Below are 16,524 nucleotides of genomic sequence, written 5' to 3'. Positions count from 1 at the left end.
GGGATCAGCCGTCCGATCCGGTCGCGGCGGCTCCCGCCGAGGCGCGGGTGAGGGGGGTGTGGGTGAGGGGGGTGTGGGTGAGGGGGGTGTGGGTGAGCGAGGCATGGGTGATCCGGCCGATGTGTGCGACGAGTTCGCCCACGGACATGGCGAGGATGTCGTCCATGTCCTTCTCGGACAGGAAGCCCATCAGGTCGACGCCTGCGCCGTAGCGGTGGTGGAGGAGTTCGGCGAGGGCGACGAATTCGATGCTCTCCAGGGCGAGGTCCTCGTTGAACGTCGTCTTCATCGTGACCTCGTCCGCGAGGAGGTGCTCGTCACCGACGATCTCCACGAGCATGCCGGTGATCTCGGCGAGGATGTCAGCTGCCATGACTGGTCTCCGTGAGATAAAAGGGGACGGGGGACGGGGTCGCCGGCCGGTCGGTCCAGGCGACGACGTGGCCGGGTTGGCCGGTGTGGCCGGGCCGGCCACGGTGGTCGGGGTGGTCGAGTGGCGAGTCCGCGAGCAGGGTGGTGCGGACCGGGTACGGGTGCCCGTCCGGGGAGAGCACGCGCAGTTCGCCGGAGTCCGGGTCGCCGGTGGTCCGCCAGTCGCGCGGGCGGCCTCCGAGTCCGGTCCCGGCGGCCTTGGCCGCCGCCTCCTTGGCGCACCAGAGGGCGGTGAGCGCGGCCGGCAGTCCGGTGCCCTCCCGGGCCGAAAGCCGCTCGGCGAGGCCGAGTTCGCCCGGTGCCAGGGCGATGCGGATGAGCGCGTCCGGGTCGGTGGTCACCTGCTCCACGTCGATGCCGACGGGCAGATCGGGGTGGGCGAGGGCGACGGCGATCCGGTCCTTGTGGGCGATCGTCAGGCGGACTCCCCCGGCCAGGGCTCCCCCGGCGAGGGGCCGCCCGGCCGGGTCGTTGCCGATCGGCACCTCGGCCGGGAAGACCGGTCCGGCTCCGCCGTCCCAGAGCAGGTGGCGCAGCGCGTCCTTGGCGGCGATCCGGCCCAGCAGCCAGGGCGCCCGGGCGCGCGGCGCGAGCCGCTCGTAGGCCGCGCGCTCGGCGGCGCCGAGGTAGCGGCGCATGACCAGCTCCTGCGAGGCGGGGTCGGTCCAGCGGCGCCGGGCCAGGCACCAGCCCTCGGGTCGGGGTTCGCCGATGCCGCAGACCTCCGGGGTGAACTTCATCGGCCAGACCCGCTCGTCGGCGCCGAAGCGGCGGTACGTCCAGCCGTCGATCCGGGCCCAGACCCGGCCGTCCGCGCGCAGCAGCTCGATGTCGCCGCGCACGGTGACCTCGCGGACCTCGCGGATCCGGGCCGTGGCCCCGACGAGCTCGTACGGGGCGGGCGGCGGCCCCGAGAAGCGGATGCCGTCCACGGTGGCCGGGAACACCAGCCGGTCCACGGGGAGGTTCAGCTGCATCCAGTGCCCGAAGAGCTGCCCGGCGGCATCGAGCAGGGCCCCCGGGTCGGGCAGTGCCCGCAGCACGCCGCGGATGCCGTCCGCGGCGACGGCCCGCACCTCGTGCACCCCGGCGAAGCGGGGGCCGTGGAACATCCACCGGTCCCGGTAGAGGGCCTCGGCGCTGACGGGGGCCGGCCGGGGTTCGCGCAGCGGGGTGGTGTCGGGGCCGGGCAGGGCGTCGTAGCGCTCGCCGAGCAGGACGAACACGTCGGCGTACTCCCCGAGGGTGACGCGCACGCGGCCCGGTCCGGCGGGCCGTACGGTGACCTCCACGTCGAGGGCCGGCTCCACGGGGAGCCAGCGCAGGGCCCGTACGCGTTCGTAGCCGACGACGGCCAGGCCCGGCGGTGCGTTCCGCAGCGCGGCTTCGGCCGCCAGCTCCAGCGTGGTCGTCATGGGGACGACGGGGAACCGGTCGGAGTCCTCCGGCCAGCCCTCGGGCTGCAGGTAGACGCAGTGGTCCCGTACGTAGGGCAGCGCGGCGAGGGAGAGGTGCAGGGTGTGGCTCCCGGCCCGGGCACCGGGGCGGGCGTCGGGGCGGGCGTCGGGCTCCGGCACGGGCTGCTTCGCGGTGCGCGGCTCGGTGTGCGGCTTGCTCTGCGGCGCGGTGCGCGGCTCGGCCGGTGCTCCGGCGGGGGCCGCGTCCAGGGCGGAGAGCAGGACCGGCCGGGGGCCCGCGGCCACCGGGGGGCGCGGGACGGGGGTAGGCGGGGCAGGGGTGGGCGGGGCGACAGGGGTAGTGGCGGCGGAGGCCGCCGGGGTCGAGGCGCCGGGAACCCACGGGGTCGGCGCGGGCGAGGCCGCCGGGGTCGAGGCGGCGGGAGCCCACGGGGGCGGCACGGGTGCCGACGGGGTGGTGGGAGTGGCCGGCCGGGTGGTGGCCTGGGGGAGGAGGCCGGTGAGGGTGGTGCGTGCGGCCTCGCCGAGGCGGACCAGCGGCGAGCCGAGGTCCAGGAGCACGCTGCGCCCGACCCTGGGCGCTGCCGGCGGTCCGGCGGCTGCCCGGTCGGGACCTTCCGGCGCGCCGGGGGCCAGCCGGTCCCAGCGCGGTGCGTGCCCTTCGGTCCACAGGGCGGCGCAGGTGCGCCGCAGGGCGGCGAGCCCGGTGAGCCGGGGCGAGGAAGCCGCCACCGCGAGGTGGGGGCGATCGCGCAGCGTGTCCTCGATGAAGCCCGGGAGGCTTCCCGGGCCCAGCGTGACGAAGCCGCGGACGCCCGCGTCCTCGTACAGCCGGAGCGTCAGCTCCCGGAACCGGACCGGCTCCAGCAGATGGCGGACCACGAGCTCGCGCACCGCCTCGGGCTCCGGAGGGAACGGCGCGCAGGTGGTCGCCGACCAGACGGGCAAGGTGCCGGGCTGGAGCGGCAGTCGGGCGAAGGCGGCGCGGACCTGTCCGAGGTAGGGCTCCCACATGGGGGTGTGGAAGCCGGAGCGGAAGGGGAGTTCCTGGCCGAGGACGCCCTCGGCCTTCAACCGTTCGAGGACCGTGGACACTTCGGCGCGATCACCGCAGACCACCGACTGGTGGGGGCAGTTGTCGTGACTGACCACCACCCCGTCCAGTCCGTGCAGCGCGGCCTCCGCCCGGCGGGTGCCGCATCCCAGCGCCGCGTAGACCAGGTCCGGCACCTTCACCGATCCGGGGCGCAGCGAGTCCAGGAAGGTGTCGGCCGCCTCCTGCCGGTACATCCCGGCGGTCACCATCGCCGCCCACTCCCCCAGGCTGTGACCCGCCAGCACTTCGGCCCGGATGCCGACTTCGGGCAGGGCCCGGGCGAGGAAGCGGCCCGTCGCGATGGCGTCCAGGGCCCGTTCCGTCAGCTCCTCGCCCCCGGTCAGCCGGGGCCGCTCCAGCCCGAGCCGGTCCGCCACGTCGTCCAGCGCCGGGGCGAACTCCGGCTCCAGGCCCGGGAACAGGAACGCCAGCCGGCCGCCCAGCGGCGCGGGCGTGAACCACACCTCCCCTCGCCCCCGCCACGCCCGGCCGCGCGCCACGACCTTCGCGGCCAGCGCGAGCCGCTGGGGCGTGGGACCGACGACCGCGAGCCGGCAGGGCCCGTCGCCGCCGGACACCGGGGGGCCGGACGCCAGGCGGTCCGCCAGCTCCGCCGCGTCGGAGGCGGCCAGCAGCAGCATCTCCTCCCGTGCGGGCGCTCCCACCGGCGCGGGCTGGTCCCCCAGGGGCAGGAAGCGGCGTACGGGCGCGGGCGCCGGTCGGGCGGCTGCCGGTCGGGCGGGCGCCGTCCGGTTCGAGGACGCGGCGCGGCGCGCGGCGCCGGGAGCTTCCTCGAGCACCACGTGGGCGTTGATGCCGCCGAAGCCGAAGGCGTTCACCCCGGCGCGGCGCGGCGCCGGCCCGCGTTCCCACGGCAGGGCCGTCGTCACCGGCCGCATCCGGGTCCGGGCCAGACCGGGGTGCGGTTCCTCCAGGTGCAGGGTCGGCGGCAGCACCCCCTCGTGCACCGCGAGTGCGGCCTTGATCAGCCCGGCCATGCCGGAGGCCTGCATGGTGTGGCCGAGCATCGACTTCACGGAGCCGAAGCCGATCGCGTTCCCGGCTTCCAGAGCGGTCTCGATCCCGGGCCCGGTTCCGCCGCCCGCGAGCGGTCCGAACACCTGGGCCAGGGTGTCCAGTTCGGCGGCATCTCCCACCGGGGTCCCGGTCCCGTGCGCCTCCAGTAGTCCGAGGGCGCCGGGCGCCTGCGGATCGAGACCGGCCTCCCGCCAGGCCCGCTCCAGCGCCCGTACCTGGCCCGCGACGAGCGGGCTCATCAGGCTCGCCGCCCTGCCGTCCCCGGCCACGCCGGTACCGCGGATCACCGCGTAGATCCGGTCGCCGTCGCGCTCCGCGTCGGCCAGCCGCTTCAGCAGCACCACGCCGGTGCCCTCGGACAGCAGAGTTCCGTCGGCGCGCCGGTCGAAGGGCCGGATCCGCTCGCTGGGGCTCAGGGCGCGCAGCTGCGTGAAGACGCTCCACAGGGTGGCGATGTGGCAGTGGTGCACGGCCCCGGCGACCACCACGTCGCAGCGCCCGCCGGCCAGCAGCCCCACCGCCTGGTCGACCGCCAGCAGGGAGGACGCGCAGGCCGCGTCCAGGGTGTAGGCCGGTCCGTGGAAGTCGAGCCGGTTGGCGGTCCGGGCAGCCGTGAAGCTCGGTACGAGTCCGATCGACGCGTCGGGCCGTTCGGGCCCCAGGGCATCCTGGAAGGCGGAGCGCACCTCGGCGATCCGCCGCTCGTCGAGTTCGGGCGCGAGCTCTCGCAGGGTGTGCGCCAACTGGTGCGCGGTCCGCACGCGTTGGTCTAGCCGGGCGGTGGCCACACCCATGAACCCGCCGCGCCCCAGCACGATGCCGATCCGCGAGCGGTCGGCCGGGAGGCGGCTTTCGCCCCCCGCGTCGGCGATGGCCTCGGCCGTGGCCTGCAGGGCGAGCATCTGGTCCGGTTCGGCGCCTTCCACGGTGGCCGGCATGATGCCGAACCGGGTCGGGTCGAAGGCGGCGAGCCCGTCCACGAACCCCCCGCGCCGGCAGTAGAACCGGTCGCCGGAGACCGGTCCGGTGGCGCCGTCCGGGTCGTAGTACACCTCGGGGTCCCACCGCCCGGGCGGGACGTCGCCTATGCAGTCCGTGCCGGCGAGGAGGTTGCGGCGGTACGCGGCGAGGTCGGCGGCGCCCGGGAACACGGCGCCCATCCCGACGATGGCCGCATCGGTGGGCCGCGGGCCGCGGTGATGCCGCCGCCGGTCCTGGCCCTGCGGCCGGCCCTGGCCCTGGCCCGGCGCCTGGTCCTGTCGATGGCGGTCAGCCACGCCGCTCACTCCCCTCGTGCCCCTCGTGCCCCTCAGCCGCCATCAGGACCACCTGTACGTCGGTCCCGTGCGCGAGTTCGGCGAGGAACGCCGCGCCGCCCTCGCCCGGGGCGATGAGCGGAATGCCGCGGCGGGTGTACGCGCGCGCCAGTTCGGGGCTGACCATCCCGCCCGCCTCTGCGGCCCAGGGACCCCAGTCGACGGACAGCACCCGGCCCGGGAAGTTCTCCGCCCAGAGGTGCGCGAGGCCGTCGAGGGCGTCGTTGGCCGCGGCGTAGTCGGTCTGGCCCCGGTTTCCGTACACGCCCGCCACGCTGCCGAACAGGGCGAGGAAGCGGGGCGCGGGCGCCGCGCCGTGCTCGGCCGCCGCGGCGGCGAGGTGGCGGGCTCCGGCCACCTTCGTGCTGAACACCTCGGCGAAGGCGGCCGGTTGCTTGTCCCGGAGCAGTCCGTCGCTCAGGGTCCCGGCTCCGTGCACGATCCCGTCCAGCCGGCCGTGGCGGGCCCGTACGGCGGCCACGACGGCTCGTACCGCCTGCTCGTCCGTGACGTCCGCGCAGTGGTAGCCGACGGACGCGGCCACGGTCGCGAGTGCGGCCAGGGTGGCCCGCACCTCGCGCTCGGCGAGGATCCGCGAGGCCGCGGCCTCGATCTCCGCGGGGGTGCGCAGGCCGGTGGCGATCAGCGCCGCGCGCAGGGCGACCCGGTCGGTGGCGTGCGCGAACTCATCCGCCTCGGCGGCTGGTTGCGGGGTACGTCCCATGAGCTCTACGTGGCATCCGGTGGCCGTGGCCAGGGCCAGGGCGGTCCGTGCGGTGATCCCGCGGGCCCCACCGGTGAGCAGGACCACCGAGCCCGCGTCGAGGGGCGGTGTCCCGTCGCCGGGGACGAGCGGTGCGGGGACCGGCCGGGGGGTGACCCGTAGGCCGTCGGCGGTGTAGACGACGGAGGCGAGCGTCGCCTCCACGGGCGGAGTGCCGTCGGCCGGTTCGGCGGGTTCGGCGATTTCGCAGCTCAGCTCGGCGAGGAGCTGCGCCGCGATCCGCTCGGGGTCCTCCTTGGAGTGGACTTCCACGGCGCGGATCAGCCGGCCGGGGTACTCGAGGGAGGCGCTGCGGGCGAAGCCGTGCACTCCCGCTCCGGCGGCCTCGCCCCGGGCGGTGACCAGGAGGAGCCGGTGCACACCGCCGGTGAGGGCCCGTTGCAGCCCGGGAAAGGCCTCGGGCAGGACGGGCGACGTTCCCGGCCGCAGGGCGGACAGGTCGAGGACGGCATCGAACCCGGCGTCGGCTGCGGCCAGTTGCCGTACGTCCACCCCCCGGGCCCGGAGGGCGTCTGCGACCGCGGGCCCGACGCCCTGGCCGTCTCCGAGGTCCCCGACGACCCCGATCCGCAGACCCCGCAGGGTCTCCGGGTCCCCGGGGGCGGGCGGCAGCCCCTGCAGGTCCACCCGGAGGCGGTCGAGCGCGGGCGGGACCGTTGCCACGGCCACCGCTTCGGCGGCGGGGGCCTCGGGGCGGACGGTGTGGCCGGAGACCCAGTCCACGATGCCGCGCAGGGTCTTGATCCGGGAGAGCTCCTCGATCGCGGACTCGGCGGAGCCGCCCGGGTCCTGGGGCAGACCGATCCGGTCGGCCAGGGCGCCGATGATCTCGACCCGCTTGATGGAGTCGATGGACAGGTCCGCCTCCAGGTCCAGCTCGGGAGCGAGCATGTCCCGCGGGTACCCGGTCCGGGTGTGGACGATCTCCACGATCACGTCCATCACCTCCTCGGGGGACCGCGGCCCCCCGAGCCCCGCGCCCCCGCTACCGCCCACACCCCCACGGCCAGTCCCCCCGGGCAGACCACCCCCCGAGACCACCCCGGCAGGCACCCCTGCACCTGCGGCCGCACCACCGGGCATCCCCACCCCCGAGGCCGCACCACCGGGCATCCCCGCATCTGCGGCCACGCCGCCAGGGAACCCGGAGCCCGGGAACGCACCACCGGACGTCGCGCCGCCCGGGGCCGTCCCACCGGGCATCCCGGAACCCGGGATCCCGGTGTCGGCAGCCCCGACGTGGGCCGGCCACGGTCCGGTTCCGCCCACGGCAGGGGCCGCGCCCCCGCCGTGGGCGGCCGACCAGGAGGTGTCGGCGCCTCCGGCCAGGGCGGCGCCGTCAGGCCCGGACTCCGCCCGCGCATACGGAGCGGCTGCGTCCGCGAACGCCCCGGGACCGCCGGGCAGTCCGGCACCCCAAGCCGCGCCTTCGGCGGCCGTCGGCCAGGGACCTGCGTCCCCGGCGCCGACACCGGGATCCGCACCCACCGCGGCCCCGGACCAGGCCCCATCGGCGCCCCCCGCACCCTGCGGGCCCGCGAACCCCTGCCCGACGACTCGGTCCGAGGCCACCCACACGCCCTGCGGTCCCTCGTGGCCGTGGAGGGCGCCAGAGGCGGAGGGCTGGATCGCGGCGGCCGGGCCGGTGACAGCGCGGAACCCGAGTACGGCCGGGTCGGATCCGGTCCAAGGCGGCGCCGTCGAGGCCAGGTAGCCGATCATCACGTCCCGCTGCGCCTGTACCAGTTCGCGCGAGCCCCGTAGGTACTCCAGGACCACCTCCTCGCGACGGTCGGCCGGAGCAGGCGCAGCGTGCTCGGTCGGGTGGCCGGAGCGCGCGCCCGCCCACGCGGGCGGGCCCGACAGCGGCTCGAGGCCCCTGCCCGGGGCGCCGTTCGCGGTCCGGAGCTGTCGGCCGTCCCCACCCAGGCCGACGGAACCGGCCACCGGAAGCCCGGAACGGCCGTTCAACGCGTCCCCGGGCCCGCCCGTCGAGCCCCCCAGCGGACCGGAACCCACACCAGGGCCCCCGCCGGGCAACCGGCGCCCTCCCCAGGCCTGACCCCCGCTCCCCGGCTCCGCGAGCCCGCCGCCCGCGCTCCCCGCGGCACCGGAACCCGCACCCACCGCGGATCCCACACCGGCGCCCGCCCCCGGCAGCCACGGCCCGCCCGCGCCCGGGGCCGCGCCGTGCCCGTTGCTCACGAAGCGGCCGTTCTCGTGTCCGGCCACCGGGGCCCCGTCCTGGGCGATGCTCCCGGCCGAGCCCCACGCGTCGGGCGCCCCGTTCCCAACGGCCCCCGGGCCGCCTGCGCCCTTCACCGGTTCGGTGCCGTTCATCGGCTGTGTCATCTGGTGGGCTCCCTTTCCTTCGGATACCGCGACGTGGACCCGGCGGGCCGGGCGGAGGCCGCCGGGGACGGGGTTGCCGTCCCTGGTGCGGACCAGGTGGCCGTCGACCAGCCAGCCCGGGCGGCGCGGAGCGCGCTCGGGGAGCCGGCGGGTGCGGCCGCGGAACAGGGCCTCCGGCGCCACCGGCACGCCCGCAGCCGCCAGTTCCGCCAGCGCCGTGATCAGGCGGAGCAGCCCGTGCTCGCCCGGCACGTCCAGCGGCACCACCGTGTGCGGCCGCTCGCGCAGGATCCGGCCGACCAGGCCGGACAGGACACGGCCCGGCCCGGCCTCCACGAAGGTCCGTACTCCGGCCGCGTACATGTGCTCCACCTGCTCCACGAACCGGACCGGCTCGGCGACCTGGCGGGCCACCAGGTCCCGTACCGCGTCGGCGGTCGCCGGGTACGGGCCGGCCGTCGTGTTCGACCAGACCGGGACGGCCGCGTCGGCCAGTTCCGTCCCGGCGAGTTCCTCGGCCAGGGCCGTGGCCGCCCCCGCCACGACCTCGCTGTGGAAGGCGCAGGCGACGGGGAGCGGGGACGCCGACAGTCCCGCGTCCCGCAGGGCGGCCACCGCCTCGGCCACGGCGGCGGCCGGCCCCGAAATCACGCACTGCCGGGGTGCGTTGTGGTTCGCGATCACGCACCCGGCCCGTGCGGCGATCTCCCGCACCTCTTCCGGTGCGGCCGTCACCGCCGCCATCGAGCCCGGGTCCGTACCGGCGGCCGTGACGATGGCTTCGGCCCGGCGCGCGCTCAGCCGGAGCAGGCTCTCCTGGTCCCACACCCCCGCCGCCCACAGTGCGGTGAGCTCTCCGTACGAGTGCCCGGCAACGCAGTCCGGGCGTACGCCCAACTCCCCCAACAGCAGGTGCGCCGCCGAGCCCGCCAGCCCGAGCGCCGGCTGGGCGACCCGGGTGTCGGTGACCGCTGCCCGCTGGGCGGTCCGCCCCTGCGCGGTGAAGGCCGCCGGGGGGAACATCGCGGAGACCACGGCGCTCGGCGCCGTGTCGAGGAGTTCCCGCAGCCGGGGGAAGGCGGTGAACAACTCCCTGAACATCCCCGCTCGTTGACTGCCCTGCCCCGGGAAGAGGAAGGCCACCTGCCCGGGCTCCGCCGATTCCTCCCGTACGTGGACCCCCTCCCCCGGGGTGAAGGCCCGCGCCCGCTCCAGCCGGGCCGCGAGCTCGTCCAGGTCGGCGGCCACGACCGCGACCCGTACGGCGCCGGTTCCTGCCGCCGCCTCGGCCGCGAGATCCCGCAGCGCCCACGGGCGCCCGGCCGCGTCGTTCTCCTCCAGCCGGGCCGCCAGCCGCGCCATCGCCCGGCCCGCCGCGCGCCGGTCCTCGCCGCGGAAGCAGAACAGTTCGGCCGGCCATTCCTCCAGTCCGTGCCGGGGCTCCTCGGCTCCCGCGTAACCGGTCAGCACCGCGTGGTAGTTCGTGCCGCCGAAGCCGAAGGCGCTCACTCCGGCGATCCGTCGCTCGGCGGGCACCGCCCACGGCCGGGCCCCGGTGTCGAAGGTGAAGGGGCTGCTCTCCGCGTTCCAGGTGGGGACCGGTGCGTCGAGGTGCAGGGTGGGCGGCCGCACGCCCGAATGGACCGCCCTGACCGCCTTGATCAGTCCGGCCAGCCCGGCCGCACACTTGGTGTGCCCGATCTGCGATTTCACCGACCCGAGCGCGCAGGCTCCGGGAGCGGCGCCCGACTCGGTGAACAGGGAGGTCAGTACGGACAGTTCGGTGGTGTCGCCGACCACGGTGCCGGTGCCGTGCGCCTCGATCAGGCCGACTTCGGCGGGGCTGATCCCGGCCCGCGCGTAGGCCCGGTCCAGGGCCCTGCGCTGCCCCTCCGGCCGGGGTGCGGTCAGGCCGAGGGAGCGTCCGTCGCTGGCGGCTCCGACCGCCTTGATCACCGCGTACACCCGGTCGCCGTCCCGTTCCGCGTCCGCGAGCCGCTTCAGCACCAGCGCGCCCACCCCCTCCCCGAGGGCGATCCCGTCGGCGGCCGCGTCGAAGGGACGGCAGCGGCCCGCGGCCGACAACGCGCGGACGGAGGAGAACAGCAGGTAGTCGTTGATGCCGTTGTGGACGTCGGCGCCACCGCACAGCACCATGTCGCTGTCCTTGTCGCGCAGTTGGCGACATGCGAGATCGAGTGCGGCCAGCGAGGAGGCGCATGCGGCGTCGACGGTGCAGTTCGCGCCGCCGAGGTCCAGCCGGTTGGCGACCCGGCCCGCTATGACGTTGGCGAGCACCCCGGGGAAGGAGTCCTCGGTGAGCCGCGGGAGCTGTTCGTCCAGTTCGGGAGGGAGCTCGCCCAGGTATCCGGGGTACAGGGCGCGCAGCCCGTACGCGCCCGCCAGCTCGGTGCCGGCCTCCGCGCCGAACACGACCGAGGTCCGGGACCGGTCGAACTCCCGGTCCTTGCCGTACCCGGCGTCCGCCAGGGCCCGCGCCGAGATCTCCAGGGCGAACAACTGCACTGGCTCGATCCCGGCCAGCGAGGCCGGCGGGATGCCGTGCGCGAGGGCGTCGAAGGGCATCGGGCCGAGGAAGCCGCCCCAGCGGGACGGAGTGCGTTCCCCGGCCCGCGCCGGGTCCGGATCGAAGTGGAGCTCCGGATCCCAGCGTTCGGCCGGGACCTCGGTCACGGCGTCGCTCCCGTCCAGGATCCGCGCCCAGTAGGCGGCGAGGTCCGGTGCGCCGGGGTAGGCGCAGGCCATGCCGACGACGGCGACGTCGAGCGGATCGGGCCGCGCGACGCCCCAGGCGTCGCCCGTCGCGGCCGCCTGAGCACCCTCGGGTGCCCGACCGGCGAGTTCCCGGGCCCGCCGGTCGAGCAACTCGGTGGCACCCTCGGTGACTTCGGCGTGCAGGGCGGCGACCGTGGTGGTCCCGGAGCGCAGGGTGGCGGCCTGCCCGAGCATGAACAGCCCCTCGGAGCCCTGCTGTTCCTCGTCCACGGACTCCAGCCCGTCGCCCTCGGCCCCGCGGCGCAGTCCCTTGCTGGCGATCCGGAGCCTTCCCAGGTTGAGCCGCTCCAGCTCCTCCCACACCTCGCGCGGCTCGGCGCCGCCCTCCGCGAGCCGCTGCCGGGTGGCCTCGAAGGTGTCCACGTAGGGGGTGACCGCGCAGCGGGTGGCGTGTCCGGGTGCGGTGTGCAGCAGGACGGTGTCCGCGCACTCCAGCGCCGCCCGCTGGAAGCGGGGAAGGACCGCGCCCGCCGCCACCGCCTCCTCGGTGAACAGGTAGGCGGTGCCCATGAGCACCCCGATGCGCGCGCCCCGTTCGGCCAGCGGGGCCGCCGCGGCGGCGGCCATCGCGGCGGAGCGGGCGTCGTGGATCCCACCGGCGAAGAGCACGTCCAGCGCGGCCGGTTCGGGGCAGGAGAGCAGCAGCTCGATCTGCTCCTCCCACAGCGGGAACGAGGCGCGCGGCCCGACGTGGCCACCGCATTCCAGCCCCTCGAACACGAACCGCCGCGCCCCGTCGGCGAGATACCGCTCCAGCAGGCCCGGCGAGGGCACGTGCAGGTGGGTCCGGGTTCCGGCGGCCTCCAGCGGGGCCGCCTGCCCCGGGGTGCCGCCCGCGATGATCGCGTACGGCGGACGCACCTCGGCGACGGCCTCGAGCTGCTCGGCCCGCAGCTCGGCCGGGGCGAAGCCGAGCATGCCCACGCCCCAGGGCCGCTCCCCGAGCCGTTCGGCGGTCTCGGCGAGGAGCCGGCGCACGTCCGGCCCCTCCATGACCGCGAGCGCCAGGTAGGGGACCCCGCCCCCGGCGGCCACCGCTTCGGCGAAGGCCGCCTGGTCGCTGACCCGGGTCATCGGCCCCTGCGCCACCGGGAGCGGTCGCCCCGGGCCGTGGCCGCCCCCCAGCGGCCGGGCCCGTACGACGGCCGCCAGGTGTCCCGCGACGGCCGACCGGATGCCTTGGAGGATGCCTCCGGTCGTCCGGTGGCGGGCGGCCAGCCGGGCCGCCGAGGCCCCGTCCTGCCCGACCGGGAGCAGCTGCGTGCGCAGGTCCCGGGCACCGAGCAGAGGGGCGACCGGGCCCTGCGGCGGGGTCAGGTCGGGGCGCGCATACACCCGGTGGCCCCGCAGCAGCCTGGTCTCGGAGCCGTCCATGGCCCTTACGGCCGCGGCCACTTCGGCGGGCAGCCCGGCTTCCCCCTCGGGCGTGATGGCCAGTTGTACGTCGACCAGCACCCCGGCGGCTCCGCCCGCGACGGCCGCGGCCGCGGTGTGCGGCCCGATCCCCCCGTAGGCTCGTACGGGCAGTCCGAACGCGGGGTCCGCGAGGAGCTGCTGGAGGAGCACGAAGGTGGTGGTTCCGCCCACCCGGCCGCCCGCCTCGTGCCCCTTGGCCACGAGCGCCTCCACCCCTGCGGCCGTCGCGGCCAGGGCCTCGGTCGGATCGGTGATCTCGGCCCACACCCGGGGCCGTCCGGCGGCGGCCGCCCAGCCGGCCACCCCGTCCGGGGTGTGCTGTGCGGGGTCGGCGAGCAGCACGGTGTCCACCTCGGCCGGCAGCTCCCCGGGTGTGACGGGGCAGCCCGCGGGCACCCTTACCCCGTAGCGGCCGGCTCCGAGGCGGCGGGCGATCTCGGCCATGGCGCGCCGCGCGGACCCGGCGTCCCGGCCGAGGTCGAGCAGGCCCAGGGCGCCGGCGCGCTCGGCGGCGGTGACGATCCGCGGGTTGGGCTCCTCGAACGGGCTGAGCGCGACGACGAGGTCACGGTCGCCGGCGCGGAGCCGCCCGGGCTGCCGGGCCGAAGCCGACGGCTCGGGCCGCTCGGGCAGCTCGGGCCGCCCGGAGCCCGACGGCTCGCTCCGCTCCCCCGGCGGCGCCGGCTTCTCCCTCGGCGGCGCTGTCTCCTCCCCCAGTGGCGCTGCCTCCTCCCCCGACCGCTCGGCCTTCGCGGACCGGGGGCCGGGCCGTGCGGAGCGCGGCGGCCGCGGGGTCGGCGAAGTCCGCGCCGCAGGGGGCGCCGGCGGGGACGGCCGGGGCGGAAGGGCACGCGAGGGCTGGGGGGACGGCTCGGGCTGGGGGGACACGGACGCTCCTCTTCCAGTGCTGTGTGACATGGCGCAGTGCGGGACGGAAGACGGGGGAGGCGACGACAGGCGTGCGGGAGAGACGGCGGACGAGACACGCCCTCCCGCTGGGGGATCCGAGGTGGGCGATCCGCGAAACGGCCGGGCGATCCGGCGGGGACAGGGTTGAGCAGTGGTCAAATTCCCTGTTGCCGGGATGCATCGTGCGGTGACGGCCCTGCACTGTCAACGGTCTTCCGGAGCCGTTCACTTCGCCCCCCGGACGGCCCCCACCCGCTCCGACGGCCTCCCGGACATTGCGTCGGCGCACTCCCGCCGAGGCCGTGACCTGGTGCGTTACGCCCGAGAGGTCCGTCTCCGGACCACCCGCCCGCGTTCCGCATCCGCAGGGGCTCATGCCGCATGGGTATGGATTGCCACCGGTCCGGCATGAACACCTTTGCGGAAGTCTGACGGTTGTTCACCCGACGCGGTCTTACAGGTACACCCTTGCCCGGTTACCGTCCGGTCATGACCCCCACCCTCGCCCAGCTCCGCTACCTCGTCGCCGTCGCCGACTGCCGTTCCATCACCGGCGCGGCCGCCTCCGTCTTCGTCGCCCAGTCCGCCCTGTCCCGTGCCGTCCAGGCGATGGAACGCGACCTCGGGGTCGATCTCCTCGCCCGCCGGGGAAGGGGGGTGGACCTCACACCGGAAGGGGCCCGGGTCGTCCGACTGGCTCGCACCGTGCTCGACGCGGTGGAGGCCATCGACGACATCGGCACCCCCCACGCACTGGGCGCCAGGGCCGCCCTGTCCGTGGTCACCACCCCCACGCTGGCCCTCGACCTGGCATCGGGACTGATACGCACCTTCACGGAGCGGCACCCCGGCCTCGACGTCAGACTCCACCAGTACGACAGCCGCGAGGCGGTGGTCCAGGAACTCACCCAAGGCCGGGCCGAGTTGGCACTCGTCGATCTCCCCCTCGACCAGGAGCTCTCCACCCACTTCATCCAGGAGCGCGAGGTGGTGCTCATCTCCCCCGTGGGATCCGCGCTGCCCGACCCGTTGCCGTTCCGCGCACTCGACGGGCTCCCGATGGTGCTGCCCACGCCCGGGACCGGCCGGCGCACCGAGATGGAGGCCATGTTCAGCTGCCTGGGCGTGCGGCCGGTGCCCTGTCTGGAGGTGGACGAACGCCTCGGCTGGGTGACAGGGGTGACCGACGGCCGGGGCTCCCTCATCTGGTACCGCGACGTGGTCGCCAGGGCCTTCGGCAGCCGGGCCGAGGTACGCTCCTTCACCCCGCCCCTGCTGCGCCCGGTGGGCATCGCGCACGCCCGGCGGCCGCTGAGCCGCGCGGCCCGCGCCTTCATCGCGCACTCCCGGCACAAGGCCCCCGTACGCGAGCCCTCACGATGACCGCGCGGGCCACGTCCGGGCGGGCCACCCAGAGGCCCCTCCGAGCGGCCTGACATGCCGGCCCGGCATTGAACGATGCTCAAACGGACGCCGATTGACCCTGGCGCCGAAACCTGACTCCCCCTCACATGGTGGGCATGTTACGACTACTCATCACGCCCCCGCGCGCCGCCGCCCTCGCCACCGCGGTCCTCGCCACGGCCCTGCCGGCCGCGGCCTGGCTGACCGGACCCACCGCCGGTCACGCCGACGCGGCCGTCCTGACGCCCCTGTCCGCACCCCTGTCCGGCGCGGACGCCGCCGCCGCTCCCGAGCGCAAGTGCACCCTCCCCGGAGGGCTGGCCGAGCTCAGCGGGCTCGCCATGAGCCGCAAACATCCCGGCGTCTTCTACGCCGTCAACGACAGCGGGAACACCAACCAGGTCTTCGCCATCGACTGCAACGGTGCCACCGGCCTGCTCAAGGCCACGTACACGGTCTCGGGGGTAGGCAACACCGACTGGGAGGGGCTGGCCATCGGCAAGGACTCCTCGGGCCGCCCCGCGATCCTGGTCGGCGACATCGGAGACAACTTCGGCACTCGCGCCGAGATCACCGTGCACTCCTTCACCGAGCCCGACCAGCTCGCCAACGCCTCGGTGACGCCCGTGACGTACCGCTTCGCCTACCCCGACGGGAAGCACGACGCCGAATCCCTGCTCACCGACCCCGTCACCGGCCGGATCCACATCGCGAGCAAACTCATCGGAGCGACAGGCCAGTTGTACCAGGCGCCGCCGTCACCGGTACCCGGGCAGCTGAGCACCCTGACCGCCGTCCGGCCGGGCCCGGTCTTCGCCACCGACGGCGCGTTCTCCCCGTCGGGGGCCTCGTACACCCTGCGCAGCGGCGGGCCGATGGGGGCCAACACGGCCTCGGTGTACGACACCGCGGGCACCAAGCTCGCGGACGTGGCCCTGCCCGCGCAGTCGCAGGGCGAGACGGTGACGTACCTCGACTGCACCAGCCTGCTCGTCGGCTCGGAGAACGACACCCAGATCTGGCGCGTCCCGCTGCCCCCTGAGGCCACACCGGGCTGCGGCGGCACACCGACGCCGACACCCACGCCGACTCCGACCCCGACTCCCACGCCCACCCCGACCCCCACCCCGACCTCGGCCCAGCTGAAGCTGGTCAACCCCGGCCCGCAGAGCTGCAAGTTCAACCAGAACTGCACCATCCAGCTCACCACCACCGGCGGAAAGCCCCCCGCCCGCTACACCGCCACCGGACTCCCCTGGGGCCTGACCCTCGACGCCAACACCGGCCGCATCACCGGCAAACCCTGGGCCACCGGAACCATCCAGATCACCGCCACCGCCACCGACACCACCCCGGCCACCGCCACCACCACCTTCCCCCTCACGCTCACCTGGTTCTGAAAGAGCCGCGAGGGCGGACCCCGGACCACCCGGGATCCGCCCCTCGCCACCGAGTCAGCCCAGCCTCGACGCCGCCTCCCGGTCGAAGCGGGTGGCGTACGGCATGTTGCCGCAGAAGTGGCCGTCCGCGCCGAGCCCGATGAGCATCAGGTCCAGCCCGCCG

Annotated in this window: 5 protein-coding genes; 2 read left to right on the top strand and 3 right to left on the bottom strand. The window is 75.8% G+C overall.

The window, feature by feature from the left end:
- Positions 1-4: 4 nt before the first annotated feature.
- From ACE1OC_RS38450 to ACE1OC_RS38440, 3 genes are read right to left on the bottom strand one after another with little or no spacing between them, the layout of a single operon-like run.
- On the bottom strand, positions 5-373 hold the full coding sequence (locus ACE1OC_RS38450) for an acyl carrier protein (RefSeq protein ID WP_407840930.1): 369 nt from the start codon (positions 371-373) through the stop codon (positions 5-7).
- Positions 363-5,261, bottom strand: a complete 4,899-nt coding sequence (locus tag ACE1OC_RS38445; RefSeq protein ID WP_407840929.1) for a beta-ketoacyl synthase N-terminal-like domain-containing protein — start codon at positions 5,259-5,261, stop codon at positions 363-365. Before ACE1OC_RS38445 ends, ACE1OC_RS38450 begins: the two co-directional genes overlap by 11 nt.
- Entirely contained in the window at positions 5,254-13,092 is a 7,839-nt protein-coding gene (locus ACE1OC_RS38440; RefSeq protein ID WP_407841814.1) for an SDR family NAD(P)-dependent oxidoreductase, read from the bottom strand. Before ACE1OC_RS38440 ends, ACE1OC_RS38445 begins: the two co-directional genes overlap by 8 nt.
- Positions 13,093-14,046: 954 nt before the next feature.
- Between ACE1OC_RS38440 and ACE1OC_RS38435 the strand changes: the two genes are divergently transcribed.
- The gene (locus tag ACE1OC_RS38435; RefSeq protein ID WP_407840928.1) at positions 14,047-14,940 is read left to right on the top strand and encodes a LysR substrate-binding domain-containing protein; all 894 of its coding nucleotides are present in this window, start codon (positions 14,047-14,049) and stop codon (positions 14,938-14,940) included.
- A 137-nt stretch (positions 14,941-15,077) separates the two neighbouring features.
- Positions 15,078-16,361, top strand: coding sequence for a putative Ig domain-containing protein (locus ACE1OC_RS38430; RefSeq protein ID WP_407840927.1), 1,284 nt, complete (start codon positions 15,078-15,080; stop codon positions 16,359-16,361).
- The last annotated feature ends 163 nt before the right edge of the window (positions 16,362-16,524 follow it).

Origin of the sequence: Streptomyces stoeckheimensis, assembly GCF_045822005.1 — a bacterium.
Taxonomy (GTDB): Bacteria; Actinomycetota; Actinomycetes; order Streptomycetales; family Streptomycetaceae; genus Streptomyces; species Streptomyces stoeckheimensis.
This window is presented reverse-complemented; position numbering and strand designations above follow the sequence as displayed.

Coding starts and splice junctions, on each gene's coding strand:
- ACE1OC_RS38430 (WP_407840927.1), top strand. CDS start 15,078: ATGTTACGACTACTCATCACGCCCCCGCGCGCCGCCGCCCTCGCCACC.
- ACE1OC_RS38435 (WP_407840928.1), top strand. CDS start 14,047: ATGACCCCCACCCTCGCCCAGCTCCGCTACCTCGTCGCCGTCGCCGAC.
- ACE1OC_RS38440 (WP_407841814.1), bottom strand. CDS start 13,092: ATGGCCGAGATCGCCCGCCGCCTCGGAGCCGGCCGCTACGGGGTAAGG.
- ACE1OC_RS38450 (WP_407840930.1), bottom strand. CDS start 373: ATGGCAGCTGACATCCTCGCCGAGATCACCGGCATGCTCGTGGAGATC.